Here is a 26488-nt window from a genome sequence, read left to right as displayed (position 1 = left end):
TCTGATATCCAGAACTCTACCATCGGATTGAGCCGGATTTCTCCGAAAAAAGAAAGAGAAAACATCGCAAATTTTTATTGATTGATGAGTCAATCAAAAATAAACTGACCATCATCGAGGGAGAGACGGATGCCCAAGGTCGGGATGGAGCCTGTGCGCCGCAAGGCGCTGGTGGATGCGGCGCTGCGCGTGATCGGCGATCAGGGCACGCTCGCCGTCACCATGTCCGACATCGCCCGCCGTGCCGGTGTCTCCCCTTCCCTTGCCCATCACTATTTCGGCAGCAAGGAGCAATTGCTGATCGAGACCGTGCGCAGTCTTCTAAGGCAACTGCGCGACGATACGGTGACGGCGCTGAGTGCAGCGATTACACCGCGTGAGAAACTGAGCGCGTTGATCCGCGTTTCGTTCCAGGCAAGCCAGTTTGCGCCCGACACCATCGCCGCTTGGCTCGCCTTCTATTCCGAGGCGCAGCGCTCGGAAGACGTCCGCCGGTTCCTCGTCGTCTACGCCCGGCGGTTGCGCTCCAACCTGATGGCGAGCCTCAAGGCGCTTTGTCCCGTCGATGACGCGGAACGCATCGCGGAAGGCGCAGCTGCGATGATCGACGGGCTCTACATCCGCCAGAGTCTGCGCTCTGCGCCGATCGGCATCGAAGCCTCGATCGCGCTGACGGAAGACTACGTCACCTCGCTTCTCGACCAGCTCCACCGCCAAGGACGGGCCATATGACCGCCAGACCTAATATCCTGATCATTATGGTCGACCAGCTGAACGGAAAATTCTTTCCCGACGGTCCGGCGGAATTCCTGCATGCGCCGAACCTGAAGAGCCTCGCCGCCCGCTCCGCCCGCTTTCGCAACAACTACACCTCGTCGCCGCTTTGCGCGCCTGCCCGCGCCTCGTTCATGGCAGGCCAGCTGCCGAGCCGCACCCGGGTCTATGACAACGCCGCCGAATACCAGTCCTCGATCCCGACCTACGCACATCACCTGCGCCGCGCCGGCTACTACACGGCACTGTCCGGCAAGATGCATTTCGTCGGGCCTGATCAATTGCATGGTTTCGAGGAGCGGCTGACGACCGATATCTATCCCGCCGATTTCGGCTGGACGCCGGATTATCGCAAGCCGGGCGAGCGCATCGACTGGTGGTATCACAATCTCGGCTCCGTCACCGGCGCCGGCGCCGCCGAGATCACCAACCAGATGGAGTATGACGACGAGGTCGCCTTTCTCGCCAACCAGAAGCTCTACCAGCTGTCGCGCGAAAACGACGACGCGGGCCGCCGCCCCTGGTGCCTGACCGTCTCCTTCACCCACCCGCACGACCCCTATGTCGCACGAAAGAAATTCTGGGATCTCTACGAGGATTGCGAGCATCTTCTGCCAGAGGTCGGCATGCTGCCGGAGGAGGACCAGGATCCGCACTCGAAGCGGATCATGCATTCCTGCGACTACGTCAATTTCGACTTGACCGAGGACAATATCCGCCGCTCGCGCCGCGCCTATTTCGCCAATATTTCCTATCTCGACCAAAAGGTCGGCGAACTTGTCGACACGCTGACGCGCACCCGGATGCTCGACAACACTCTGATCCTGTTCTGCTCCGACCATGGCGACATGCTGGGCGAGCGCGGCCTGTGGTTCAAGATGAACTTCTTCGAAGGCTCGGCGCGCGTGCCCCTGATGGCGGCCGGACCCGCCGTTGCGCCCGGCCTGCACCTGACGCCGACGTCGAACCTCGACGTAACCCCGACGCTTTGCGACCTCGCCGGCATCTCGATGGACGAGGTGAAGCCCTGGACTGATGGCATCAGCCTCGTGCCTGTCATCAATGGCGAGGAGCGCACCGAGCCGGTGCTCATGGAGTATGCTGCGGAAGCGTCCCACGCGCCGCTGGTCGCCATTCGCAAGGGCAAATGGAAATATATCCACTGCGCGCTCGACCCGGATCAGCTCTATGATCTCGAAGCCGATCCGCTGGAGCTGAAGAACCTCGCGGCAAACCCGGAGACACCGGTGCAGGCGGCAACGCTGAATGCGTTTCGCGACATGTGCGCCGCCCACTGGGACATGGAGGCCTTCGATGGCGCCGTGCGCGAGAGCCAGGCCCGGCGCTGGGTGGTCTACGAGGCACTGAGGAACGGCGCCTATTATCCGTGGGACCATCAGCCGCTGCAAAAAGCATCCGAGCGCTACATGCGCAACCACATGAACCTCGACAATCTCGAGGAATCCAAACGCTATCCGCGGGGAGAATGACATGAGAGCCCAACCGCAAGCCTCGCACTTCATCGATGGCGAGTATGTCGAGGACATTGCCGGCACCGTCTTCGAGAGCATCTATCCCGCAACCGGCGAGGTGATCGCCCGGCTGCATGCGGCAACGCCCGCGATCGTCGAAAAGGCGATTGCCGCTGCCAAGCGCGCGCAACCGGAATGGGCGGCCATGAGCCCGACTGCCCGCGGCCGCATCTTGAAGCGCGCCGCCGAGATCATGCGCGAGCGCAACCGCGAGCTTTCCGAGCTCGAAACGCTCGACACCGGCAAGCCGATCCAGGAGACGATCGTCGCCGACCCGACATCGGGCGCCGACTCGTTCGAATTCTTCGGCGGCGTCATCGCCACAGCGCTCAACGGCGACTACATTCCGCTCGGCGGCGATTTCGCCTATACCAAGCGTGTGCCGCTCGGCGTCTGCGTCGGCATCGGCGCCTGGAATTATCCGCAGCAGATCGCCTGCTGGAAGGGTGCGCCGGCGCTTGCCGCCGGCAACGCCATGGTCTTCAAGCCATCGGAGAATACCCCACTCGGCGCCCTCAAGATCGCCGAGATCCTGATCGAGGCGGGCCTTCCCAAGGGCCTCTACAACGTCATCCAGGGCGATCGGACGACCGGTCCGCTGCTCGTCAACCACCCCGATGTCGCCAAGGTATCGCTCACCGGCTCGGTGCCGACGGGCCGCAAGGTGTATGAGGCGGCAGCTGCCGGTCTTCGCCACGTAACGATGGAGCTCGGCGGCAAGTCGCCGCTGATCGTCTTCGACGATGCCGATCTCGAAAGCGCCATCGGCGGCGCCATGCTCGGCAACTTCTATTCCACCGGCCAGGTCTGCTCGAACGGCACCCGCGTCTTCGTCCAGAAGGGCATCAAGGATGCGTTCCTCGATCGCCTCAAGGCGCGCACTGAAGCGATCGTCATCGGCGACCCGATGGACGAAGCCACCCAGCTCGGGCCGATGGTGTCGGGCGCGCAACGCGACAAGGTCTTCTCCTATATCGAAAAGGGCAAAGCCGAGGGCGCGCGTCTGGTCACCGGCGGCGGCATTCCGAATGCGGTCAGTGCCGACGGCACCTATATCCAGCCGACCGTCTTTGCCGACGTCACCGACGACATGACCATCGCGCGCGAAGAGATCTTCGGCCCTGTGATGTGCGTTCTCGACTTCGAAAGCGAGGCTGATGTCGTCGCGCGCGCCAATGCCACCGAATTCGGCCTGTCGGCCGGCGTCTTCACCGCCGACATCACCCGCGCCCACCGCGTCGTCGACCAACTCGAAGCCGGCACGCTCTGGATCAACACCTACAATCTCTGCCCGGTCGAGATCCCCTTCGGCGGCTCCAAGCAATCCGGTTTCGGGCGCGAGAATTCCGTGGCGGCGCTCAACCATTACAGCGAGTTGAAGACCGTCTACGTCGGCATGAGCCCGGTGCAGGCGCCGTATTGAGGTTCAAGCGGCCTTCCTCGGGACGCATCTGATTCGCTCCCTCATCCTCGGGTGAGCGAAGCGAGTTCCGGGGATCCAGCAGCGCCACGTCGGTGGCGCGAAAGACTCCCTCAAGCGACAGACGTCGCTTGGCTGGATTCCTGTGACAAGCACAGGAATGAGGGGACAGAGGTAGAGGCACGGTACCGGCCGGTTTAGAGACGCAGAAGAAAGAGCACGATCATGCAGGCAGACTACATCATCATCGGCTCCGGCTCGGCCGGTTCGGCGCTCGCCTACCGCCTCTCGCAGGACGGCAAGCATTCCGTAATCGTGCTCGAATATGGCGGTTCGGACATCGGGCCGTTCATCCAGATGCCGGCAGCACTTGCCTGGCCGATGAGCATGGACCGCTACAACTGGGGCTATCATTCCGAACCCGAGCCGAACCTCAACAACCGGCGCATCACCGCGCCGCGCGGCAAGGTCATCGGCGGCTCCTCCTCGATCAACGGCCTTGTCTACGTGCGCGGCCATGCCGAGGATTTCAATCGCTGGGAGGACCTGGGCGCACGTGGCTGGGCCTATGCCGACGTGCTTCCCTACTTCAAGCGCATGGAGCATTCGCACGGAGGCGAGGTCGGCTGGCGCGGGACCGACGGGCCGTTGCACGTCAAGCGCGGGCCGGTGACCAACCCACTGTTCCATGCCTTCATTGAAGCGGGCGAGCAGGCGGGCTTCGAGCTTACCAACGACTACAACGGCTCCAAGCAGGAAGGCTTCGGCCTGATGGAGCAGACCGTCTGGCAGGGGCGCCGCTGGTCCGCCGCCAACGCCTATCTCCGCCCGGCTCTGAAGCGGCCCAACGTTTCGCTCATGCGCTGTTTTGCCCGCAAGGTGGTGATCGAGAACCGCCGGGCGACCGGCGTCGAGATCGAGCGCGGCGGCAAGATCGAGATCGTCAAGGCGAACCGCGAGGTGATCGTCTCCGCCTCCTCCTTCAACTCGCCGAAGCTGCTGATGCTGTCCGGCATCGGCCCGGCACAGCACCTGAAGGACATGGGCATAGAGGTCAAGGTCGATCGACCCGGTGTCGGCGCCAACCTTCAGGACCATATGGAGTTCTATTTCCAGCAGGTCTCGACCAAACCGGTCTCGCTCTATTCCTGGCTGCCGTGGTTCTGGCAGGGGGTCGCCGGAGCACAATGGTTGCTCTCCAAAGGTGGGCTCGGCGCCTCCAACCAATTCGAGGCCTGCGCCTTCCTGCGTTCGGCGCCGGGCGTCAAGCAGCCCGATATCCAGTATCACTTCCTGCCGGTCGCGATCAGCTATGACGGCAAGGCGGCGGCCAAGAGCCACGGCTTCCAGGTGCATGTGGGCTACAACCTGTCGAAGTCGCGCGGCAACGTCACCCTGCGATCCTCCGATCCGATGGCCGACCCGGTGATCCGCTTCAACTATATGAGCCACCCGGAGGATTGGGAGAAGTTCCGCCACTGCGTGCGCCTCACCCGCGAGATCTTCGGCCAGCGGGCCTTCGACCAGTATCGCGGGCCGGAGATCCAGCCGGGCGAGAAGGTGCAGACGGACGATGAGATCGACGCCTTCCTGCGCGAACACCTGGAAAGCGCCTACCACCCCTGCGGCACCTGCCGGATGGGTGCCAAGGACGACCCAATGGCCGTGGTCGACCCGGAGACGCGGGTGATCGGCGTCGATGGTTTGCGCGTCGCGGACTCCTCGATCTTCCCGCACGTGACCTATGGCAATCTCAACAGCCCCTCGATCATGACCGGCGAAAAGGCAGCCGACCATATCCTCGGCAAGCAACCGCTTGCCCGGTCCAATCAGGAGCCCTGGATCAATCCGCGCTGGGCCGTCAGCGACAGATAGGATCGCCTGCGCCACGAGGCACGTTTTCCCCGGCATTCGACTGCCGCAACGTCTGCGGCATGTCACATTCATTGACGCTATCTCGTCCTGTCTTCTCAAGTGCCCGAGATGAAGGAGACGAACATGACAGCGAAGCTCGATCCGCTTGTCGCAACCGCTGCGGCAATGCCATCATGGCTCCGCCTGCGCGCTGGCCATTGCTTGACCGCCTGCACCGCACGGCAGTGGGGGATGTGATGACCGAGATGACCGACGAAGACGTCAAAACGAGCTTCGACCCGCTGCGTCCGCGACTGATCCGCATTGCCTATCGGATGCTGGGTTCGGTCAGCGAGGCCGAGGACATCGTCCAGGAGGCATTCCTGCGCTGGCTGGACACCGACCGTGTGACCGTCAAGGAACCATCGGCGTTTCTGCGCCGGATCGTGACGCGCCTTTGCCTCGATCAGTTGAAGTCGGCACGACGGCGGCGCGAAACCTATCTCGGGCCGTGGCTGCCGGAACCGATCGTCGAGGAGAGCGACGACCTCGACGACATCACCCTGCCGCTGATGATGGCGCTGCAGCGTCTGTCGCCGCTCGAACGGGCTGCCTTCCTGCTGCACGATGTCTTCGGCGTCAGCTTCGATGAAATTGGCGAGACGATCGGCCGCAAGCCGGCGGCCTGCCGCCAGCTCGCCAGCCGCGCCCGCGTCAATATCCGCAATGACCGACGCCGCTTTGCGATGCCACGGGAACAGGGCCTGGAAATCGCCTCCGCCTTCTTCGCGGCGTCGCGTGGCGGCGACATGCAGCAGCTTCGTTCGCTGCTTGCGACCGAGGCGATCGTCTATGCCGATGGTGGCGGTAAGACGGTGGCACCAAGACGGCCGATCGTCGGCCTAGACAAGGTGATGAAGCTGCACGCCTCGCTGGCGCTGATCTTTGCCCAGACGATGTCGCGGCTGGTGCGTTACGATTTCATCAATGGGCTGCCCGGTTTCATCACCATCGAAGACGGAGAGATCCTGCAGACCACTGCCCTTGAGATCGAGCAGGATCGGATCACCGCCATCTACGTCACCCGCAATCCGGAGAAGCTCAAACATCTCCCGGAAACACTGCGACATTTCGGTGGCCATGCCGTTCACTGAACGGCGGGTGGCCGCGCCCTAAAAATCGTTGGAGCCGACAGCTCCGTCAACCGACCCTGACCAACGCTTCAGCAAACCTGGCACGCGCCGACGGCGCGCGCCTTCGCTCGCGCGACAAATCCACCACCAAAACCAAAGGAGACCGAACCATGAGCAACATATGCATCGCCGTCATCTACCACAGCGGCTACGGACACACGGCACGGCAGGCTGACGCTGTCAAAACCGGTATCGAGCGGGTCGACGGCGCGCAGTGCCTGCTCTTGACCGTTGAAGACACACCGGCGCGCTGGAGCGATCTGCTCTCGGCCGAGGCGATCATCTTCGGCACGCCAACCTATGTCGGAGGCCCGTCGGCCGCGTTCAAGTCTTTTCAGGAAGCGAGTTCCAACGCTGTAATGGCCAAAGGCTATCTCTGGAAAGACAAGATCGCCGCCGGCTTCACCAATTCGGGAACCGCTTCCGGCGACAAGCTCGCGACGCTGATGCAGCTCGCACTCTTTGCTGCCCAGCACGGCATGCACTGGATCAACCTCGATCTGCCGCCTTCCAACCACTCGACCACCGGATCACCTGATGATCTCAACCGGTTGGGCTTTTGGCTGGGCGCCGGCGCCCAGTCGAATGTCGACCAGGGGGCCGATCTCGCGCCGCCGGCATCCGATCTCGCCACAGCACGGCATCTCGGCCAACGCGTCGCCGAGGCCACGTTGCAGTTCGTGCGTGGCAGAACGGTCGAGCGGGAGCCGGTCGTCCCCGCGTGGAGAACGGCAAACGAGCGATAGGATCGGCGTCAGAGAAAGCCGATCCAGCGCCCAGCCAGAAGTGCTGCCGGCCACACCGTCAGCGAGACGGCTGCGGATACGCGAAGACGCCATGAGACCGGGCCGCCATTTACGGCGGCCCGCCAGGCGCCGCCAAGATGCACAGTCATAGCATTGGCGGCGCCAACCCCGAGCAGACCGATCTTTGCGAGGAAGGCAGCATTCGCGGCATAAGCCGCCGGCCGAACGCTAAAGAGGCAGAAACCGGTCACGATCGCCAGACCCAGACCGACCGCGGCAGCGCGCGACAGAAACGGCCCGAGCCCTTCCAGCGAAGTGTTCCCGAAGAAACCGAGCAGTCGCAGGTCCAGAGGCACGATCGCGCCGATCAAAAGCGCGATCGCCAAGATATGGGCCGCGTTGACGACGAGATAGAGGATCGCGGATCGACGCATCGCTGACGCCAGCGGCCAGGCGGCAATCCAATCGAGCAGTTCCGCCGCGCTCATCCACCGGTCCGGATGCGGTCCGGATAGATGTCGAAGCTCTTGCCGGCAACGGTGACGCGGACTGCCTTCAGGCGCTTCTCGTTCGGATCGAGCGAGCGATTGCCCAGAACCACGATCTGATCGCCGACTTTGGCGACACCTTCGACGAAGCCGGACCGTTCCGTCTGTCTGGGATTGCCCAGTTCGACGCGCCAGAGCCCGTCCTTTTCAGTCTCGACCTGAAGCGTCGGATGTGGCGGCGCCATCGAGATTTCACGGATCGTGCCGGCAAGTTCGATCTGGTCCGCCTCTGCCCAGGACCAGCCGTGATGAGCGTAGGCGCCAGTGACCAGAAGCAACGTCACGATGCTTCCGGCGAGAACGCGGCCAGGAAAGGACCTCATCATCTCCCACTCCTCAATTTGCCTCGGAACCCGCAAGATTGAACCTGAAGCGACGGATGGGAAAGCATCTGCCGTTCAACATATCTTGAGCGGTCCGGCCTTGAGGCAAGCGCTACGTCGTCGTTGCTAGGCCCGCGCATCCGTGCTCGGCCGCCGACTTGCGGCTGCTTTTCGCAATCCGGAAGCCGAGCAGGAGAAGGCCTGAGTAGAGTTCTGACCGGCACCGTTGACCGATCGCCCGTTGAAGCGCGGACCGAAGGGGCCGCGCTTCTTCATGTAACGGCCGGGCCAAGGACGCGAAAGGAAGTATAAAGTCTAGTAAATTACTAGCTTATCTTGCGTTTTTCGCTGCTTTTCGATCTGAGAGGCAGATTTGCTCCAAACGCCCAGCATTAGAAACCGCTATTTCTGTCCCTCGCCACACCCGGCTGCGATATTCCTGACAAGTTGGAACAGGACGCAGCCATGACCACGTCACCCCTCGACGCCACCGCGAAAGCTCTGAACCAAGCGCTTGAAGTCCTGGATCTCGCAGGACGTCTCGCGCTCGTTGCCGGCCTTGAAGGCCGTGCCGTCTTTACCACGTCGCTCGGTATCGAAGATCAGGTGATCACGGCCGTCATCGGCGAGAACCAGCTGGCGGTCGATGTCGCCACGCTGCAGACCGGCCGCCTCTTCAACGAGACGGTGGCGCTGATCGACAAGACCGAAGAGACCTATGGCATCCTGATCAAGCGTTTTCATCCGGAAAAGGCAGACGTCGACGCCTATGCCGCGCAATATGGTGCCAACGGCTTTTATGACAGCGTCGAAGCCAGGCATGCCTGTTGTGACGCGCGCAAGCTGAAGCCGCTTGCACGCGCACTCGAAGGCGCCAGCTACTGGGTGACGGGGCTTCGCCGCGGCCAGTCCGGCAACCGGGCAGCGACACCCTTTGCCGAAGCGGATGCTGAGCGCGGCCTCATCAAGATCAATCCGCTCGCCGACTGGGACATCGAAACCATCCGCAGTTACGTCACTGCCAACGCCGTTCCTGTGAACCCGCTGCATGCCCGCGGTTATCCCTCGATCGGCTGCGAACCCTGCACCCGCGCCATCAAGCCGGGCGAGCCCGAACGGGCCGGCCGCTGGTGGTGGGAAAACGACGAGAAGCGCGAATGCGGGCTTCACGTCCCAGAGACCGCCAGTTCCATCATCCCGACTTCGAGCAGCGCCGCCTGAGGGCTGGCGCGCTCCTCCCAAGACAAAGATCCTCCCGGAGACTGAAATGCCTCTTACCCATCCGGAAACGGAACTGCACAATCCGCAGAGCACCAAGCCGCCGCTTGACCCGCATTTGAAGGCGCTCGAAAACGAAGCGATCCACATCTTCCGCGAAGTGGCCGCCGAGTTTGAACGCCCTGTCATGCTCTACTCGATCGGCAAGGATTCCTCGGTGCTGCTGCACCTGGCGCGCAAGGCCTTCTATCCCGGCCGCGTTCCCTTTCCGCTGCTGCACGTCAACACCGGCTGGAAGTTTGCCGAGATGATCACGTTTCGCGACGAGATCGTGAAGCGCTACGACCTCGACCTGATCGAGCACGTTAATCCGCGCGGCGCTCAGGAGAACGTCACGCCGTTCAGCCACGGTTCGGCGCTCTACACCGACATCATGAAGACCGAGGCGCTGCGCCAGGCGCTCGACGCCGGCCAGTATGACGCCGCTTTCGGCGGCGCGCGCCGCGACGAAGAGGCCTCGCGCGCCAAGGAGCGCATCTACTCCTTCCGCACCCCAGACCACCGCTGGGATCCACGCAACCAGCGTCCCGAGCTTTGGAACGTCTATAACGGCATGGTGCGCAAGGGCGAGAGCGTGCGCGCCTTCCCGCTGTCGAACTGGACCGAGGTCGACATCTGGCGCTACATCCAGGCCGAAGACATTCCGATCGTGCCGCTTTATTTCGCCAAGAAACGGCCGGTCGTCGAACGCGACGGCATGATGATCCTTGCCGAAGACCCGCGTCTCGAACTGCTGCCGGGTGAGGCCAAGCGCGAGGAAGTGATCCGCTTCCGTACGCTCGGATGCTTCCCGCTGACCGGCGCCATCCGCTCCGACGCCACGTCGCTCGACGACATCATCTCCGAACTTGAAACCGCGACCGTATCCGAACGCCAGGGCCGCGCCATCGACCGTGACCAATCCGGTTCGATGGAAAAGAAAAAACGCGAAGGATATTTCTGATGACCGCACCAGCAACCGCGAATGCCGTTCAGGAAGACGCAGCCGCTCACGTTCTGGCGTTTCCGGCGTCCGAATCGGTCCGCGCAACGCGCGACAGCCGCCCCCTTCGCCTCATCACCTGCGGCTCGGTCGACGACGGGAAATCGACGCTGATCGGTCGACTGCTTTGGGATACCAAGGCGGTCAAGGAAGATCAGGCGGCGACGCTGCGGCGTGATTCCAACGGCAAGCAGAACGATCTCGGCCTGCCGGACTTCGCGCTCCTGCTCGACGGCCTGCAGGCCGAGCGCGAACAGGGCATCACCATCGACGTCGCCTATCGGTATTTCTCCACCGACAAGCGCTCCTTCATCGTCGCCGACACACCCGGCCATGAGCAATATACCCGCAACATGGCAACCGGCGCGTCGACGGCCGACCTCGCGGTGTTGCTGGTCGACGCCCGCGTCGGCCTGCTCGAGCAGACTCGGCGGCACGCGACGATCGCGACCCTGATGGGCATCAAGCAGTTCGTTCTGGCGGTCAACAAGATCGACCTGACGGACTATGACCGCGCCCGGTTCGACCAGATCAGCCACGAGTTTCGTGAGCTGGCGCTATCGCTCGGCGTGCGCCAGGTCACGGCAATTCCGCTTTCGGCACTGAAGGGCGAGAACGTCGTTTACGACGGCCGCGCTTCGATGCCCTGGTACGATGGCCCGACACTGGTCGAAGTGCTTGAACTGGCGACGACACGCTCCTCCCAGACCGTCGGCTTCCGCCTGCCGGTGCAGCGCGTCTCGCGCCCGGGCGAAAGCTTCCGCGGCTACCAGGGAACGGTTGCCGGCGGCGCGGTCAAGCCCGGCGACAGCGTCGTGATCCTGCCCTCGGGCATGGTTGCCAACGTCACCAAGATCGTCACCTTCGACCTCGTGCGCAACGCTGCGGTCGCCGGCGATGCCATCACCCTGGTGCTCGACCGCCAGGTCGACGTTTCGCGCGGCGACATGATCGTCGCCATCGACAGCCAGCCGCTGACGGGCCTTGCCTTCGACGCCCAGATCGTTGCGCTGCAGCCTGATGGCATCCAGCCGGGCAAGCGCTACTGGCTGAAAAGCGGCAGCCGCCGCCAGCGTGTGCAGGTGCAGCCGGCAAGCCAGCTGGACCTGAAGACGGGCAAGTGGGAGCACGCAGACCAGTTGCCGATGAACGCCATCGGCAAGGTTCACCTTGCCTTCGACGAACAGGCGATCTTCGACCCTTATGAGCAGAATCGGACGACCGGCGCCTTCATCCTGATCGATCCCGACACCAACAACACGGTGGCCGGCGGCATGATCACGGCCAAGCGCTCGGCGCTCGGCGGCATCCATACGGAAGACGCCCGCGTGATCCTGTCGCTGCCCGCCGATCTCGCCGACCAGCTGATGGCAACCGAGCTGTTTGCGGGTCGTCGCGAGGATGCAGAAGTGCGTCGCGTCAGCGCTGGCCGCGCGAGCGAGATCATCGACACGATCGACGGCTGATCGCCACTCCCCAAAGATCAGAAAGGGCCCACGAGGGCCCTTTTTCCGTTTCTGCTGATCTATTTTTGATGCCTCGCCAGATTGCTCCTACCGCCTCTTCCCGAAACGACCTGCCGCACTACTTCCAAAGAACCGGGAAGGAGGAGCAGCCATGATGCTGGACCATGAACGGGAGGACGTGCCGCGCCGAAGCTTTCTTGGGCGGGCCGTGACGATCGAGGCCTTTGCGCGAAAGTACCGGTTGGACGCTGAGGAAACAAAACGGCTTCAGAGCCAGTTTGGTCCGACGGCCGGTGAGATCGAGTTATTGCAGGCCGCGCGGCGCAACGGAATGCCTGAGGAGTAGCGTTTCGCGCCGCGCCGGATTGCCTTTAAATTACGACCGCTGCTCGATGCTCGGAAGCACCATCGTCAGCGGCGCGGGATCTGTGTGCTGCCAAAGCTGGTATCCGACGACGCTGCCGAGGATGGCAGACCATATGGCGATCTCGCGGAATGTGAATATCGGTTCCTTCAACATCTGAGCCTCACTGGGAGAACGATTGTTGAAGATAATATCGCGCTTATTGTTCACCCTGATAAGACGCCATTCGATGAACAGGCCGTTTCCAATTGAACAATAACGTGACCCGACGTAGGCGGGTGCGGCGTTGGAGACTGCCCCTCACCCGCAGCTTCTGCCACCGCTAGAACGATCGGAAAATGGCCGCACGCGTGACGCCCAAGATGCGATCGTCCCAAAATGGGACACTTGTCGACATTGCTTCACCTTGATTGGCGGTCGCGAATTACTTGGGTTCAAATTCACCGGGGCATTTGTAATTTGGCGCGTCGATCATGATGATCGATAGGGCTGTTTCACCGTTTCCAAACGCCGTGGGACAGTCCGCCTGGCTATGCACCTTGCAGGCTTTGGCCGTGCAACAAGAAAGGGCCCTTGCGAGCCCTCTCCTGTCATTCGAAGCTGCTGCATGTTTCCTTAAATCCTATTCGATTTAACGATAAAAACATGCAGCCATTCAAAGTGCTACAGCGACCTTTGCGCGTCTAATAAGACGCGCGGCGCTGTAGTTCCCGATCAGCGTGTGATGACCACGGGCTCGACGTTTTCGTCTTCCGTGCGGCTTGCGAAGTAGTTGGCAAGCAGCGCGCCGGAAATGTTGTGCCAGACGCTGAAGATCGCGCTCGGCACGGCAGCCACGGGCGAGAAATAGGCATTGGCCAGAGCCGCGCCGAGACCGCTGTTCTGCATGCCGACCTCGATGGCGATCGCCTTGCGCTTGGCAAGTGACAGGCCGGCGGCCTTGGCGGCGAAGAAGCCGAGCAGATAGCCGAGGCCATTGTGCAGAACGACGACCGCGAAGATCAGCAGGCCGGAGCTGGCGATAGCGCCCTTGCTGGCGCCGACGACGGCGGCAACGATCAACACGATGCCCGCAACGCTGACCAGCGGCAATGCCGGCACCGCGGCCTTGACCAGGCCCGGCAGCAGCTTCTGCAAAAGAAAGCCCAACGCCAGCGGCACCAGCACGACCTTGACGATGCTCATGAACATCGCCATCGCATCAACCGGCAGATACTGGCTGGCAAAGGTCCAGACGAGAAACGGCGTGACGACCGGGGCCAGAAGCGTGGTGACGCTAGTGCAGGCCACCGACAGCGCGACATCGCCCTTCGAGAGGTATGTCATGACGTTGCTCGAGGTGCCGCCCGGGCAGCAGCCGACGAGAATGACACCGGCGGCCACTTCCGGCGACATCGGGATGATGGCCGTCAGCAACACGGCCAGCAAGGGCATGATCAGAAACTGTGAGATGACGCCGATGCCGACCTCGAACGGGCGCTTGGCGACTTCCTTGAAATCGTCGAGCGAAATGGTGAGGCCCATGCCGAACATGATAATGCCAAGCAGCGTAACGATATAGGGCGTGATCTGCTTGAAAATATCCGGGAAGACAAAGCCGAGAACGGCGAAGAGAATGACCCAGAGCGCGAATGTGCGCCCGACGAACGCGGAAAACGATGCGACAGCCTTCAAAATTTTACTCCTTGGCGTGATGAGGGCTGTCTAGGCGCCACAACCGGCGGCTTCAACACGCTTCGAACAAAAAACCGTCAGATATCGCAACTTTGTTTCTATCACGTCACGATAGCCGACATAAACCAGACGTCTATGGACATGGACCGCGTCATGCGGATATCAGGCATTGCCCACGCGGCGGCGCGCAGGATCTCAAGGAGACGAAGATGACCACGGATAAAAAACCGGAGACGACCGTGACCGTCGAGAAGCGCATGAACGGCAAATGGTGCTTCGTCGTCAAGTATCGCGGCGTCACCCATCCGGCTCAGGGCAACTTCTCCTCGATGCTGCAAGCGCAGGCAATCGGCCAATCCGTGCTGAAGGCTTTGGAAAAACAACGCTGAAGACGCGGGGGCCGTCGTGCCCCCCACCCAGCGGCACAGTTCGCTTCCAGCTTGTACTTGATCGCGCCACGGCAGCGAGCCCCGCATGGCTGTGCGGCCGTCATCCCGACTGGTGTTTGGCCGCACCGCGCAAACGAACGGCCAGCAGCCGCCTGCGACTACTCCGTCGCCGAGCGAACGATGTTGCAGAGACCGTCGCGCACGATGTCCTTGGAGGTCACCTGTCCGGCCTGGATGTCGAAGATGGCATCGACGCGCGTGCCGGCACCGCGCTTGCGAGCAACGACCCGCAGCGTCTGGATGCGTCCTGAACCGGTCGTTTCCTGGAATGCGTCGACAGTGCCGAGCGACTTGTTGACCTTGATGCCCGAGAACCCTTCGGCGGCAACGCCCTGGGCAAGCCGCTGCAAGGCCGTGTCGGGTTTCAGCTTGGAAAATTCCTGCCAGGTCTTGTAGCTGATGGCCGTCACCAGCGGCACACCGGATACCTTGAAGTTTTTCTCGCAGCTCTGCGCCTGCGCCAGTCCGTGGCTCGCCAGAACCAGCGCCGATGCGACTATTATCCGCCTAAACAACATTCCCTATCCTCTCGACAACGACAATGTAGTTGCCGAGACTACAACCCTTAGTTATCGACCAACAAGTCGAACATCCACCAATGCACCGTTATTCGACGAACGGCGCGTTCACGCCTGCGAAACGCGCACCAGAGGGAATCACGCGCCGCAATAGAACTTCGAGGAGATGTCGAACACGGAGGAGAATGGATAAGCGGCCAGCGCCAAATTAAGGCGGGCCAATCCGTATGCGGAGACGAACTTCACAAGCCCACGACTTGCGTTACCCTGAAGGCGCCCGCAATCGGTCCGCACTCAAAAACGGGCCGAACAGAAAACGAATTAAGGGATTGATTTAGCTGGTCGGAGTGAGAGGATTCGAACCTCCGACCCCCACGTCCCGAACGTGGTGCGCTACCAGACTGCGCTACACTCCGTGACCAGCGGCGCCTCTATAGAACAGGCATTTGGATTGCACAAGCGCCTATTTCGAAAAACCTTCTCGGTCTCGCCAAAAAAGCCGGTACAGTGGAAAACCCCGGCCGAAACCGCGTTCCGCCTCTTGTCCGACACACCCGTCAGGCACACCAGCAATCGACCAGGACAGAAGGCGATTGCTCGTGCTTGAGGCCGCCCCTTGACGGGGATGGCCCGTGTCGATTGTCTGCTGTGTCCGCTTTTTTGCCCGCCATTGCCAAGGAGTGCTGCCGTGTCGCCCATCATCCGTCCCGTGTCGCTTGCCGCAATGATCCTTGCCGGTCTCTTGGCTGGCCCGGCTGGTGCCGATATTGCCGGACCCTGGGGCTTTGAAGTGGATCTTTCCTTCTCGCAGGCCGCCGCGAGCAAACTTCAGGCGCTGAAGGAAGGGGTCGTGATCGCGGCCTATTATTCCGGCGAGCCGGCGGCGGGCGCAGAAGAGCATGCTGATCAGATCGGCATGATCGATCTCGGCGAGGACAGGACCGAGCGCGATGGCGAACCGGCCGTGGTGGCGATCCCCGGCAAGGGCGACATCGAGACGCGGCTGCATTGGGTCAAGGACGGCGAACCTCTCGTCAACATCAACGTCCATTCCGCCCGTCGCAGCGGCCCGGACAACCTGCTCGATTGCGATGTCTATGACGGTCCGCTGAAGGCGATCGCCGGGAGCGCCACCAAGATCGGCTGCAAGCTGATCGGGGAGTAGACCCACAGGAGCCGCCCCTGACCGACACAGCGGAGCGGACAATGCCTGCGCACCGACGAAACTCTAGCGCTTTCGCGTCTCGGCGAAGACCGCGCCCACCAGAAGCCCTCCCGCGGAGCGATTCGCATCGAAATGGAGCAACGGTTTCCCATGCCCGCAGCGGCGGGCGAAGGGACCAGAAACGACTGCAACCGATCACGTTGCGGTGAGGTTTCCGGGGCCAGATAGGGACTTTCTGCAACGCTTCGCATTTTCCTTAGATAGAATGCAGACAGCGGATTTTCTTTGCCGGCTTTTGGCGCTAGAGGCTCAGCGGAAAGCGCGCAAACTCAGGGGATTGGGGCGCGCGCGCCACGCCTACTTCCGAACGAGAGCCAAAGGGACGAAAACATGAACTTCCGCATGATGACGGTGGCAGGCCTCGCGCTTGTGCTCGCAGGCTGCACCACGACGACGGCGATTTCCAGAAACGCAGTTGAATCGCGTTGGCTCGGTCAGCCGGCCGGCGGCTTCTTCGCCCAGTATGGTCCTCCGCTCTCCGACGTCGAAAGCGGCAGTTCCACCGTCTACAACTGGAAGGGCGGCTATAAGACCCGCAAGACCCCGGCCCAGTACGAAACCGGCAAGGACGGCAAGCGCGGCAAGCGTATCTCCTCGGCCCGCACGGAATATCTGAGCTGCTCGGTGCAGCTGACCGTCTCTTCGGACTATGTCATCCGCTCGATCCGCCTGGTCGGTGACCACAAGCGCGCCGACGGCCCGAGCTGGTGCGAAGAATTCCTCGGCGGCGCCAAGGCGGAAAAGCCGGCTGCACCGGCAAGCTGATAACCGGCGCATCAAGGGGCAGACATTTGAAACCCGCCAGCGTCAGTTGGCGGGTTTTCTGCTTCCTTGGAATAGTCCGCCGAAGCCAGCCGCCCTCGGTTATTGCTTCAGGCAGCCGGACTGGCTGCATTTGCCGGCTGAGCAACCTCTGCCGGCCCAGCGGTCAGCGGCATATCCGCAGCCACGACCCGGTCGCGCCCCTCGCGCTTGGCGCGATAAAGCCTTGCATCGGCGCGCGCGCTGAACGCCTGGAAACGTTCACTGCCATCGCGTTGCGCCAGACCGAAACTCGCGGTCACGCTTTCTGTCGCGCCAAGAACAGGAAAACGGTGAATTGCCAGCCGCTCGCGAATACACTCGGCAACCGCCATCGCCGCATCCACGTCCATCCCAGGTAGGAGGATTGCGAACTCCTCGCCGCCAATCCGCGCGACAAGATCTGCTTCACGCACGCTGTCGCGCAATACGCCCGCAAACGTCGCCAGCACTCTGTCACCGGCCGCATGTCCATGGGCGTCGTTGATCGCCTTGAAATGATCGATATCGCAGAGGATCAGGCTGAGCGGTGCACCCGCATTGCGAAACAGCCTTGCCACTCGCTCCTCCAGCCCCCGACGATTGAGGACACCCGTCAGCGGGTCGACATCGCGCTCGCGCCTGAGATCGTCCATGACATCCGTCAGCGCCGCCGCAAGCAGCGCGAAGGCAAGCGCTGTACCCGCCGCCGCGATCAGCAACTGCATCATGTTCCAGAAGAGCGACGCGCCGAAAGCCTCGATGCTGGCGGTCGCGTCAGTGCCAAATGTCAGCCAGGTGCGCGGGAAGAAGTGGATCGCAACGACAGCCACAACCCAGAACAGGACGCGGTCTACAAGGCGACCATGTCGCAGAGCCCGAATGCGCCAGGCGGCGGCCGCAAGGATCAACCCATACCCAAAAGCCTGCACGTAGATCCGCACCAGAAGGTTCGGCCTGATATAGTAGAAGTACCAAAGCAGAGCGGTTATCACACCGATTGCCCCGAGTGCCGCCTTCCAGCCCATGCCGCGACCTGAACGACGCAGGATGGCCTCCGCGGCAGCAAGCACCGCAAGCGTATAGAGCAGGCCAGTCGGGATGGTATTGGCGCCGATATCGAGGGGCAGCAGCATGATCTGCATAAACGCCGCTGTCGCAAACAATAGGCAGGCGGCAGTCAGAAGCAGCAGATAGTGCCGCTTCTTCTCAATCGACCACGCCCATCCAAAGGCAAGGCCGAATAGCACGAACAGTCCCGGCCATGCCGAAGCGATCGCCGATGCCGCCAGAGGTCCATTCATTTTCCGGCTGTTTCCTCCCTGGCAACCAACGCCTCTCACGCGACGTGAAGACGTGCATCCAGACGTTGCGTGCATGAATGCGGCAGACAGATGGAGGAAAGATGAAAGACGCCCCTAGAATTTTAAGGAGACTCGAGGACCGGGCATACACGGCAACGCGACAGCCATCGTCAAGCGCGACGCCGAACTTGGCATCCGGGACGTTGAGAGGACAGAACGCTTGAAAGAAAAATGTGGCTGGGGCGCCTGGATTCGAACCAGGGGATGGCGGTACCAAAAACCGCTGCCTTACCGCTTGGCTACGCCCCAACGAAATTGGCGAGAAATAGTTTCGCCAAATCGAGCGCCTGATTAGCAAAGCTCGTGCCGCGTCACAATGATTAAGTTTGTGGTTCGAGCGGTTTTGTTGGGCTTTGTTCGCCAGCATACACTTCGCCCTCGGCGAAACGCCAGTGCCCGATGCCGCACCGCCCTTCCCTTCCCGACCGTCACCTCCTATTCTCCGGCGCGAATGGAGACCCCAATGAGCCAGTTTCGCGCCCGTCCGCCCGCCGTGCCCAGCATTCTTGTCGATGACGCGGTCGTGCGCATTACTAGGTGGGACTTCGAACCCGGTGCCGATACCGGCCATCATGTCCACGGTCTCGGTTATGTCGTCGTGCCGATGACCGATTGCCGGTTCCTGCTGGAGGAGGAAGGCGGCAGCCGCCGGGTGGATATCGCCAAGGGAGCGGCCTACCGGCGCGAGGCCGGCATGGCGCACAACGTCGTCAATGCCGGCAGCGAACCGATGTCCTTCATCGAGATCGAATACAAGTGAAGGCCAGGAAACGACGCATGCAGGGCCCCGACTTCGATCTCGACTTCAAGCCGGCACATGGCGAGGCCGTGACCGTTGCCGACGGCGTGCAGCGCATCACCGTCAACAATCCCGGCCCTTTCACCTTTCACGGCACCAACAGCTATATCGTCGGTAATCGCTCGGTGGCGGTGATCGATCCGGGCCCGGAGGACGAAGCGCATTTTCAGGCGTTGATGTCGGCGCTTAGGGGCCGCGAGGTGACCCACATCGCCGTCAGCCACACCCACCGCGACCACTCGCCGCTGGCGCGGCGACTGAAGGCCGCGACGGGCGCGGCAATCGTCGGCGAAGGGCCTCACCGTGCCGCCAGACCTTTGCATGAAGGCGAGATCAACCCCTTCGCCGAGAGTTCCGATATGGACTTCTCGCCCGACATCATCCTTGCCGATGGCGGACGGATCGAAGGCGACGGCTGGGCGCTGACGGGGCTCGCCACCCCCGGCCACACCGCCAACCACATGGCATTTGCGCTCGACGGCACCGGCACGGTCTTTTCCGCAGACCACGTCATGGCCTGGGCGACGACGATCGTCGCACCGCCGGATGGCGCCATGGCAGACTACATGGCCTCGCTGGAAAAGCTGCTGATGCGTGACGACCGGCTCTATCTGCCCGGCCACGGCGGGCCTGTCATCGAGCCGGCTTCATTCCTCAGGGGCCTGCGCGCCCACCGGCGCATGCGTGAGCGCGCCGTGCTTGAGCGCGTCCGCGCCGGCGACGGCAAGATCCCCGACATGGTCAAGGTGATCTATGCCTCCACCGACACACGACTGCATGGCGCAGCAGCCCTCTCCGTGCTGGCGCATCTTGAAGACCTGGTCGAACAGGGACGTGTTGAGACCGATGGACCGCCGTCCCTTTTCGGCGACTATCGCCTGGCGCCGGGAGGGGCTGGCTGAGGATGCGGCGGCAAGCGCACAGCTACCGCGAGGACCCGTCGGTGCCGCGCTTTCCCGACGATCGGCCGGTGATCGTCTTTGACGGCGAATGCATCTTCTGCTCGGGCTGGGTGCGCTTCATGCTGCGCCATGACCGGCAAGCGCGCTATCGTTACCTGACGGCGCAATCGCCGCTCGGCCAGGCGCTCTACCGGCACTATGGCCTCGATACAGAGAACTATGAAAGCAACATCCTGATCGAGAACGGTATTGCGCGCTTCAAATCGGACGGATCGATTCGCACGCTTGCAGGATTGGGCCTGCCATGGTCGCTGGTGAATATCTGCCGCATTTTGCCTGCTGCCCTTCGCGATCCGCTCTACGATCTCGTTGCAAGGAACCGCTACCGCATCGCCGGGCGCCGCCAGACCTGCATGGTTCCGACCGCCGACGAGCGCGGGCGTTTCATCGCGTGAAGGACGCAGCGGAAAGTGGCATGGTCCGTCAGCAAAGCCTCTACCGACGAGTTCTCGGCGCTGAATGGGATCGCTTGCCCACGGCGATCCGCACTCTGCATGAGACGTCGGATGGGCAAGCCATTTTCAGGGGGCGTGCGACCATCGAGCGTGGCAAGGGGTCATGGGGCCGCCTCACCGCCTCTGTCTTCGGCTTTCCCGTGGCCGGCGAGAATGTGCCGGTCGAGATCCGTTTCGAGTGCGCCAATGGTCGCGAGATCTGGACGCGGCGGTTTGGAGAGAAGGTTTTGCGCAGCTCCCAGCAAAAAGCCGAGAACCGGAAGGAACGATTGCTTGCCGAGGGTTTCGGGCCGTTCCGGATCCTGTGCGCCTTGGAGCCTGTGGGAAACCGCCTGCATCTCAGGGTTCGCGGCTGGTCCTTCCTCGGCCTCCCGCTTCCAGCGTTGCTGGCGCCAGGTGGCCGGACGTTCGAGGAAGATCGCGATGGCCTGTTCCACTTCCACGTCGAGGTCGAAAGCCCATTGACCGGCTTGATTGTGCGCTATCGCGGCTGGCTCAAGGCGGACGACGAGGCACCATCGCCGATCGCAAACGTGCGAGACCAAAAGCTGCCTCATGGATCTGGTGGCCACGACGCCCTCATGCAGGACTGAAGCGTCTGCCGGTATTCTGCGGATCAATCGCCGGCGATGCCGAGCAGCTCCGCATCGAGCGCCCGCAGGAACTGGTCGGCGAAGGCGGCGCCGATGCCGAGGTCGTGCTGGCCGTAGCGAGACGCGACGCGCAGGTCGACGAACGTCGTTTCCGCTTCTTCGCGCAGGCGGATCAGCACATCGAAACGAAAGCCGGCAATCAGCGTCCGCCATTCTCCCTGAAGCACGACGTCACTGGAACGCCGCCCTGGAAGGGCGCCCTCCAAAGCCAGCTCCGGTCGGGATTCCGGCACGGGTATGTTCTCCGGCTCGGCGGCGGCGTCCGCCCCGGCATTCGGCCGCACCGCCAGATCCTCGAGATCGGCGCGGGCGTTTTCGACGCCGAGTTCCTGCGTGACGCCGACGCGCGTTTTCTCGACGACATTGCGCACACCTTGGAAAACGCGGTCGAGCGCACCGTCGTATCGTCGTCCGGTCAGGCCGGGATAGGCGATAATCTGCGCTTCGCGGTCCTCGGGCGTCACAGCCGGATTGCGCTTCAGCCAGCTTTCCTCCGTCTGCGGCACCTTCAGCCAAGGCGGCGGCGTCACTGTGTCGGTGCTGACATCATAGATCGCCGGCCGGGTCAGGTACTGCGCGATGCCGAAACCGATGAAACCGAGCGTGGGCGCCGCATAGACAAGGGCCGAGGCGGAGGCGATGCCACCGATCGCGGCCACCTGCCAAAGCCGCGCGAGCCCGACTACGGCAAGCAGGACGCCGAGCAGTGCAAAAGCACCGGAGAGCCCGACCAATCCAAGGAAATGCGGCGTCGTCAACGGGCCGAACCGGTGCGCCAGCAGGGACAGCGCGAAGATCGCAAAGGCTATGCGGGCAAAGCGGCGCGCCCAGTGGGCGGCATAGGAATAGGGGCGCTCGTACCGGACCATCATATAACGGAATCAATCCCCTGCATCGAAACAGACCAGCATTCTTAGACCATGGCCGGGGCCGTGAAAACAGGCAATAGGATGCGGCTGGAGACCTGGGCCGCGCGCCTGCAGCCACTTGCCGCAAAATCGCCATTCTCGTTAACCACCTATCAGAAACTGGAAATATGCCCGTACGCCGGCAAAAGTCGTCGCGAATCGTCAATCGGGGGGCAAGGGCCGACGCTGGGAACGCATCCGGCACGGCAAGATGGAGAGACATCATGGTCGCATCGCAAGCAGCCGTGGCAACAGCCACCCACGCAGCACCGCCTCCGCCGGCTGACGCCCGCATTCCCATGGCGCTGCTGGAGCTGGAGCTTTCGCTCGACGGTTTCTCCGGAAGCAAGGACGATTTCACCGCCTTCATCCGCACGGTTGCCGACAACGTCGGCGGCGAGTTTCTCTTTGCCTTGCCCGCTTCCGGCCTGGTCGACGATTGCCTGAGCATCGCGGTCCTTCGGCTCGGCGGGACCGAGGGCGACGCGTCGCCAATCCTGTTTGTCTGCCTCGAAGAAGAGGGCTCGACGATCCGGCTCGAGCACCCCGGCGAGAACACCCAGGATCTGAAAAGCTTTGCCGAATCCTTTGTCGGCGTGCTTGAGCGCATGTGACCATCCGGACTTGCCGAAAACGGATTGACGGTCGCCCAACGGCTGCCCCATCATGTCTTCATGCGATCGAATCGTGAATGCAAAATCCGTGTTGTGCGTTTCTGCCCTTGGCTTGTAGCTGCGCCGAAGCCTCGGCCCTCGATTGCACGATCCACCCTACCGATCTTTACAGCCATACCCGAAAAAATCAGGGTGGACACGACGGCCCGCCATGCGGCAGAGCTCTGTCCTGCAGGCGGCGGTAAAGACCTGAGCGACCGGTGTACCCAACAGCCTTCTGACAAAAGCTGAGGTTCGGGCACAAGCAAAGCCGGTCTTTCGCCGAGCCGATCTGCATCCGCTCAGGAGGCATGAATACGATGAAGACCAAACTGCTGACCCTTGCCGCCATCGGGCTCTTGCTTGCGGCCTGCCAGACGATGACGCCGGAAGAGCGGCGCGCCGCCGACGGCAACACCTGCGCCTCCTACGGCTTTCGGCGCGGCACCGATGCATTCGCCACCTGCCTGCAACGCATCGAGCTCGACCGCCGCGCCGAGCGGCGCAGCTACCGCTATGACAATGATGTGATGATGTGGGGTTGGAACCGGCCGGTCGTCATTGCACGCCCGGTTATCGTGCAGTCTAAGTAGCTCTGAAACGAGATGCCTACAGCGCCGCGCGTCTTGATAGACGCGCAAAGGTCGCTGTAGCACTTTGAATTACTGCATGTTTTTGTCCTTAAATCGAATAGGATTTAAGGAAACATGCAGTCGCCCCGGGCACCCTTGACCGGGGCGTTGAGGTTATGGCCGGTATCGATGCCGCCTCACGCCTTGCCGTTGATCGCCGCCTGTGCGGCGGCGAGCCGGGCTATCGGCACGCGGAAGGGCGAACAGGAGACATAGTCGAGGCCCGCTTCTTCGCAAAAGCGGATCGAGGCCGGATCGCCGCCATGTTCGCCGCAGATGCCGAGCTTGAGGCCGTTCTTGGTCCGGCGTCCGCGCTCCGTGGCGATCTGGATCAGTTCGCCGACACCGTCGAAATCGAGCGAGACGAAGGGATCCTGCTCGATGATGCCCTTCTGCTGATAGGTCGCCAGGAACTGCGAGGCGTCGTCGCGTGAAATGCCGAATGTCGTCTGGGTCAAGTCGTTGGTGCCAAACGAGAAGAAGTCGGCGGCTTCCGCAATCACATGGGCGCGAAGTGCCGCGCGCGGCAGCTCGATCATGGTGCCGACGAGATAGTCGATGTCGATGCCGGCTTCGCCGATCACCGCCTTTGCCACCGCATCGATGCGCTCCTTGACGTAGTCGAGTTCGGCGCGCAGGCCGACGAGCGGCACCATGATCTCAGGCACGACGGCAGCGCCGGTTTCGCGCGCGGCTTCGACCGCCGCCTCGAAGATGGCGCGAGCCTGCATCTCGGCGATCTCCGGATAGGAGATGGCCAGACGGCAGCCACGATGGCCGAGCATCGGGTTGAACTCGTGCAGCTGGTCGACGCGCTGACGCAGGGCTGACGGATCCAGTGACAAAACACCGGCAACATCAGCGATTTCCTCATCCGTCTTCGGCAGAAATTCGTGCAGCGGCGGGTCGAGCAGACGGATTGTCACCGGCAGCCCGTGCATGATGGAAAAGAGTTCGACGAAGTCCGAACGCTGCATCGGCAGCAGCTTGGCGAGCGCCAGCCGCCGCCCGGCTTCGTCTTCCGCCAGGATCATCTCGCGCATGACATTGATGCGGCCATCCTCGAAGAACATGTGCTCGGTACGGCAAAGGCCGATGCCCTCGGCACCAAAAGAGCGGGCGGCGCGCGCGTCGGCCGGCGTTTCGGCGTTTGTGCGCACGGTCATGCGGCGGCTGGCGTCCGCCCAGGCCATGATCTTTCCAAAATCGCCCGAAAGCTCCGGCTGGAGCATGGCGATCGCGCCCTTCAGCACTTGGCCGGACGAGCCGTCGATGGTGATGATGTCGCCCTTCTTCAGCGTCACGCTCGGCGTGATCAGCAATTCGTTGCGCAGATCGACGCGGATGCCGCCCGCACCGGAAACGCAAGGGGTGCCCATGCCGCGCGCAACCACCGCGGCGTGACTGGTCATGCCGCCGCGCGTGGTCAGAATGCCTTCGGCGGCGTGCATGCCGTGAATGTCTTCCGGACTGGTTTCGATGCGCACGAGGATGACCTTGCGGCCTTCCTTGTCGGCCTGGACGGCCTCTTCCGAGGTGAAGACCATTTCGCCGGTTGCAGCCCCCGGCGAAGCCGGAAGGCCGGAGCCGATGATATCGCGGCGCGCGTGCGGATCGATCGTCGGATGCAGCAACTGATCGAGCGAAGCCGGATCGATGCGGGCGACCGCTTCGTTCTTCGAGATCAGCCCCTCGTCCGCCATGTCGACGGCGATCTTCAGGGCGGCCTTGGCCGTCCGCTTGCCGGAGCGCGTCTGCAGCATCCAGAGCGTGCCGCGCTCGATGGTGAATTCGAGGTCCTGCATGTCGCGATAATGCCGCTCGAGCTTGTCGCAGATCGTGCGGAACTCGGCAAAGGCCTCCGGCATCAGCTTTTCAAGCGATGGCTTGTCGGAGCCGGACGCAATGCGGGCCGCCTCGGTGATGTTTTGCGGCGTGCGGATGCCGGCAACCACGTCTTCGCCCTGGGCATTGACGAGGAACTCGCCGTAAAGCTCGTTCTCTCCGGTCGAGGGGTTGCGGGTAAACGCAACGCCGGTCGCCGACGAATTGCCGAGATTGCCGAAAACCATCGCCTGGACGTTGACCGCGGTGCCCCAGGCCGCCGGGATGCTGTGCAGATGGCGGTAGGTGATGGCGCGCGGGTTCATCCAGCTGGAGAACACGGCGCCGATGGCGCCCCAGAGCTGGATTTCCGGATCCTGCGGAAACGGCTCGCCGAGCGTTTCCTCGATCGCGTCCTTGTAGCGTGTGATGACATGTTGCCATTCGACCGCGGAAAGTTCGGTATCCTGCTCGTGGCCGAGGCGGGCCTTCTCGTCTTCAAGGATCTCCTCGAAGATATCGTGGTCGACGCCCATGACGACGTCGCCATACATCTGTATGAAGCGGCGGTAGCTGTCCCAGGCAAACCGCGCATCGCCGGCGTCGTGACCGAGCGCATGCACGGACTGATCGTTGAGGCCGAGATTGAGGACAGTGTCCATCATCCCCGGCATCGAGGCGCGGGCGCCGGAACGCACGGAAAGCAGCAGCGGACGGTTGGTGTCGCCAAAAACCCGGCCGGTGACTTCCTCCATCCGGCGAATGCCTTCGCGGACCTGGTCGTGCAGGCCCTCGGGTATTTCGCGGCTATTGTCGAAATAGCTGTTGCAGGCATCGGTGATGATGGTCAGCCCCGGCGGCACCGGCAGGCCCAGACTGCACATTTCCGCAAGGTTTGCACCCTTGCCGCCCAGCCTGTCACGATCACCCGCACGCCCTTCGGCCTTGCCCCCACCGAAGGTGTAAACCCATTTCATCATGCCTGCTCTCCACCCAAAAACAGTCTTTTATGACGATTTACAGTATATGCTTCAGCCTGGAAATGCACCCGCCGAAGATTTATGCTGCATTGCATCATTTTTCCGACTGTCGAACGCACTGCGGCGGACTTC

The 26488-nt window shown here is 62.4% G+C and carries 27 protein-coding genes and 2 tRNA genes; 19 read left to right on the top strand and 10 right to left on the bottom strand.

All coding sequences use genetic code 11. The features are described 5' to 3' along the window. Window positions 1–129 precede the first annotated feature (129 nt). From betI to C6558_RS04580, 6 genes are all read left to right on the top strand, one after another. On the top strand, window positions 130–732 hold the full coding sequence (gene betI, locus C6558_RS04605) for a transcriptional regulator BetI (RefSeq protein ID WP_025426233.1): 603 nt from the start codon (window positions 130–132) through the stop codon (window positions 730–732). After that, window positions 729–2264 carry a choline-sulfatase gene (betC, locus tag C6558_RS04600; RefSeq protein WP_057224795.1) on the top strand — a complete coding sequence of 512 codons (1536 nt, stop codon included), beginning with the start codon at window positions 729–731 and terminating at the stop codon, window positions 2262–2264. Before betI ends, betC begins: the two co-directional genes overlap by 4 nt. Before the next feature lies 1 nt (window position 2265). Continuing rightward, window positions 2266–3729, top strand: coding sequence for a betaine-aldehyde dehydrogenase (gene betB / locus C6558_RS04595; RefSeq protein ID WP_025426231.1), 1464 nt, complete (start codon window positions 2266–2268; stop codon window positions 3727–3729). Between the two features lie 222 nt (window positions 3730–3951). Then, complete coding sequence (gene betA / locus C6558_RS04590) at window positions 3952–5601, top strand: choline dehydrogenase (protein ID WP_025426230.1); 1650 nt, start codon at window positions 3952–3954, stop codon at window positions 5599–5601. A 236-nt stretch (window positions 5602–5837) separates the two neighbouring features. Next, window positions 5838–6734 (top strand): sigma-70 family RNA polymerase sigma factor, encoded by an 897-nt coding sequence (locus tag C6558_RS04585; protein ID WP_107026901.1) that lies wholly within the window; start codon window positions 5838–5840, stop codon window positions 6732–6734. Between the two features lie 149 nt (window positions 6735–6883). After that, entirely contained in the window at window positions 6884–7519 is a 636-nt protein-coding gene (locus C6558_RS04580; protein ID WP_025426228.1) for a flavodoxin family protein, read from the top strand. An 8-nt stretch (window positions 7520–7527) separates the two neighbouring features. Here the strand turns inward: C6558_RS04580 and C6558_RS04575 are convergent, their stop codons facing one another. Together C6558_RS04575 and C6558_RS04570 are read right to left on the bottom strand one after the other, a co-directional pair. Continuing rightward, the gene (locus C6558_RS04575) at window positions 7528–8007 is read right to left on the bottom strand and encodes a hypothetical protein (protein ID WP_025426227.1); all 480 of its coding nucleotides are present in this window, start codon (window positions 8005–8007) and stop codon (window positions 7528–7530) included. Beyond that, window positions 8004–8393 carry a DUF6152 family protein gene (locus tag C6558_RS04570; protein WP_025426226.1) on the bottom strand — a complete coding sequence of 130 codons (390 nt, stop codon included), beginning with the start codon at window positions 8391–8393 and terminating at the stop codon, window positions 8004–8006. The genes C6558_RS04575 and C6558_RS04570 overlap by 4 nt, the downstream gene beginning before the upstream one ends. Window positions 8394–8855: 462 nt before the next feature. On the opposite strand from C6558_RS04570, the gene C6558_RS04565 reads away from it, so the two are divergent. The 4 genes from C6558_RS04565 to C6558_RS04550 all read left to right on the top strand — a co-directional run bounded on the left by C6558_RS04565 (window position 8856) and on the right by C6558_RS04550 (window position 12462). Continuing rightward, window positions 8856–9611 (top strand): phosphoadenylyl-sulfate reductase, encoded by a 756-nt coding sequence (locus tag C6558_RS04565; RefSeq protein WP_025426225.1) that lies wholly within the window; start codon window positions 8856–8858, stop codon window positions 9609–9611. A 46-nt stretch (window positions 9612–9657) separates the two neighbouring features. Beyond that, the gene (gene cysD / locus C6558_RS04560; protein ID WP_057211498.1) at window positions 9658–10611 is read left to right on the top strand and encodes a sulfate adenylyltransferase subunit CysD; all 954 of its coding nucleotides are present in this window, start codon (window positions 9658–9660) and stop codon (window positions 10609–10611) included. Further along, the gene (cysN, locus tag C6558_RS04555) at window positions 10611–12116 is read left to right on the top strand and encodes a sulfate adenylyltransferase subunit CysN (RefSeq protein WP_025426223.1); all 1506 of its coding nucleotides are present in this window, start codon (window positions 10611–10613) and stop codon (window positions 12114–12116) included. Before cysD ends, cysN begins: the two co-directional genes overlap by 1 nt. 151 nt (window positions 12117–12267) lie before the next feature. Then, a complete protein-coding gene (locus tag C6558_RS04550; RefSeq protein WP_107026871.1) occupies window positions 12268–12462 on the top strand; it encodes a hypothetical protein in 195 nt (64 codons plus the stop codon). Window positions 12463–12492: 30 nt separating this feature from the next. Here C6558_RS04550 and C6558_RS40265 read toward each other — a convergent pair whose 3' ends face one another. Both C6558_RS40265 and C6558_RS04545 read right to left on the bottom strand, forming a co-directional pair. Then, window positions 12493–12636: a hypothetical protein gene (locus C6558_RS40265; RefSeq protein ID WP_164474926.1), complete on the bottom strand. Its 144-nt coding sequence runs from the start codon at window positions 12634–12636 to the stop codon at window positions 12493–12495. Between the two features lie 558 nt (window positions 12637–13194). Beyond that, window positions 13195–14154, bottom strand: a complete 960-nt coding sequence (locus tag C6558_RS04545) for a bile acid:sodium symporter family protein (protein ID WP_025426221.1) — start codon at window positions 14152–14154, stop codon at window positions 13195–13197. A 209-nt stretch (window positions 14155–14363) separates the two neighbouring features. Here C6558_RS04545 and C6558_RS04540 point away from each other — a divergent pair, with 209 nt between their 5' ends. Continuing rightward, on the top strand, window positions 14364–14543 hold the full coding sequence (locus C6558_RS04540; protein ID WP_025426220.1) for a hypothetical protein: 180 nt from the start codon (window positions 14364–14366) through the stop codon (window positions 14541–14543). Window positions 14544–14701: 158 nt separating this feature from the next. On the opposite strand, the gene C6558_RS04535 is transcribed toward C6558_RS04540, so the two are convergent. Further along, on the bottom strand, window positions 14702–15121 hold the full coding sequence (locus C6558_RS04535; protein ID WP_057211502.1) for a hypothetical protein: 420 nt from the start codon (window positions 15119–15121) through the stop codon (window positions 14702–14704). A gap of 339 nt (window positions 15122–15460) precedes the next feature. Next, a tRNA-Pro gene (locus tag C6558_RS04530) sits at window positions 15461–15537 on the bottom strand. A gap of 272 nt (window positions 15538–15809) precedes the next feature. Between C6558_RS04530 and C6558_RS04525 the strand changes: the two genes are divergently transcribed. Next, entirely contained in the window at window positions 15810–16286 is a 477-nt protein-coding gene (locus C6558_RS04525) for a hypothetical protein (RefSeq protein ID WP_025426218.1), read from the top strand. Window positions 16287–16676: 390 nt separating this feature from the next. Beyond that, the gene (locus tag C6558_RS04520; protein ID WP_025426217.1) at window positions 16677–17111 is read left to right on the top strand and encodes a hypothetical protein; all 435 of its coding nucleotides are present in this window, start codon (window positions 16677–16679) and stop codon (window positions 17109–17111) included. A 107-nt stretch (window positions 17112–17218) separates the two neighbouring features. Here the strand turns inward: C6558_RS04520 and C6558_RS04515 are convergent, their stop codons facing one another. Both C6558_RS04515 and C6558_RS04510 read right to left on the bottom strand, forming a co-directional pair. Further along, window positions 17219–18430 (bottom strand): diguanylate cyclase, encoded by a 1212-nt coding sequence (locus tag C6558_RS04515; protein WP_025426216.1) that lies wholly within the window; start codon window positions 18428–18430, stop codon window positions 17219–17221. 234 nt (window positions 18431–18664) lie between these two features. Further along, window positions 18665–18739: transfer RNA gene (locus C6558_RS04510), tRNA-Gln, on the bottom strand. A 214-nt stretch (window positions 18740–18953) separates the two neighbouring features. Here C6558_RS04510 and C6558_RS04505 point away from each other — a divergent pair. From C6558_RS04505 to C6558_RS04490, 4 genes are read left to right on the top strand one after another with little or no spacing between them, the layout of a single operon-like run. Beyond that, window positions 18954–19250, top strand: a complete 297-nt coding sequence (locus C6558_RS04505) for a cupin domain-containing protein (RefSeq protein ID WP_025426215.1) — start codon at window positions 18954–18956, stop codon at window positions 19248–19250. 17 nt (window positions 19251–19267) lie between these two features. Continuing rightward, a complete protein-coding gene (locus C6558_RS04500) occupies window positions 19268–20191 on the top strand; it encodes an MBL fold metallo-hydrolase (RefSeq protein WP_025426214.1) in 924 nt (307 codons plus the stop codon). Window positions 20192–20193: 2 nt separating this feature from the next. Beyond that, window positions 20194–20646 (top strand): thiol-disulfide oxidoreductase DCC family protein, encoded by a 453-nt coding sequence (locus tag C6558_RS04495; RefSeq protein ID WP_025426213.1) that lies wholly within the window; start codon window positions 20194–20196, stop codon window positions 20644–20646. 20 nt (window positions 20647–20666) lie between these two features. Next, entirely contained in the window at window positions 20667–21299 is a 633-nt protein-coding gene (locus tag C6558_RS04490; RefSeq protein ID WP_057211504.1) for a DUF4166 domain-containing protein, read from the top strand. A gap of 23 nt (window positions 21300–21322) precedes the next feature. On the opposite strand, the gene C6558_RS04485 is transcribed toward C6558_RS04490, so the two are convergent. Further along, the gene (locus tag C6558_RS04485) at window positions 21323–22231 is read right to left on the bottom strand and encodes a DUF1499 domain-containing protein (RefSeq protein ID WP_025426211.1); all 909 of its coding nucleotides are present in this window, start codon (window positions 22229–22231) and stop codon (window positions 21323–21325) included. A gap of 260 nt (window positions 22232–22491) precedes the next feature. Between C6558_RS04485 and C6558_RS04480 the strand changes: the two genes are divergently transcribed. Beyond that, on the top strand, window positions 22492–22881 hold the full coding sequence (locus tag C6558_RS04480; protein WP_025426210.1) for a hypothetical protein: 390 nt from the start codon (window positions 22492–22494) through the stop codon (window positions 22879–22881). 350 nt (window positions 22882–23231) lie between these two features. Further along, window positions 23232–23513 (top strand): hypothetical protein, encoded by a 282-nt coding sequence (locus C6558_RS04475; RefSeq protein WP_025426209.1) that lies wholly within the window; start codon window positions 23232–23234, stop codon window positions 23511–23513. A 176-nt stretch (window positions 23514–23689) separates the two neighbouring features. Here C6558_RS04475 and ppdK read toward each other — a convergent pair whose 3' ends face one another. After that, window positions 23690–26356, bottom strand: a complete 2667-nt coding sequence (gene ppdK, locus C6558_RS04470; protein WP_025426208.1) for a pyruvate, phosphate dikinase — start codon at window positions 26354–26356, stop codon at window positions 23690–23692. Window positions 26357–26488 lie beyond the last annotated feature (132 nt).

The sequence above is a fragment of the Ensifer sp. NM-2 genome, assembly GCF_003024455.1.
In the GTDB taxonomy this organism is placed as follows: Bacteria; Pseudomonadota; Alphaproteobacteria; order Rhizobiales; family Rhizobiaceae; genus Ensifer; species Ensifer canadensis.
The sequence above is the reverse complement of the archived record's forward strand: the minus strand, read 5'-3'. Positions and strand labels throughout refer to the sequence as shown.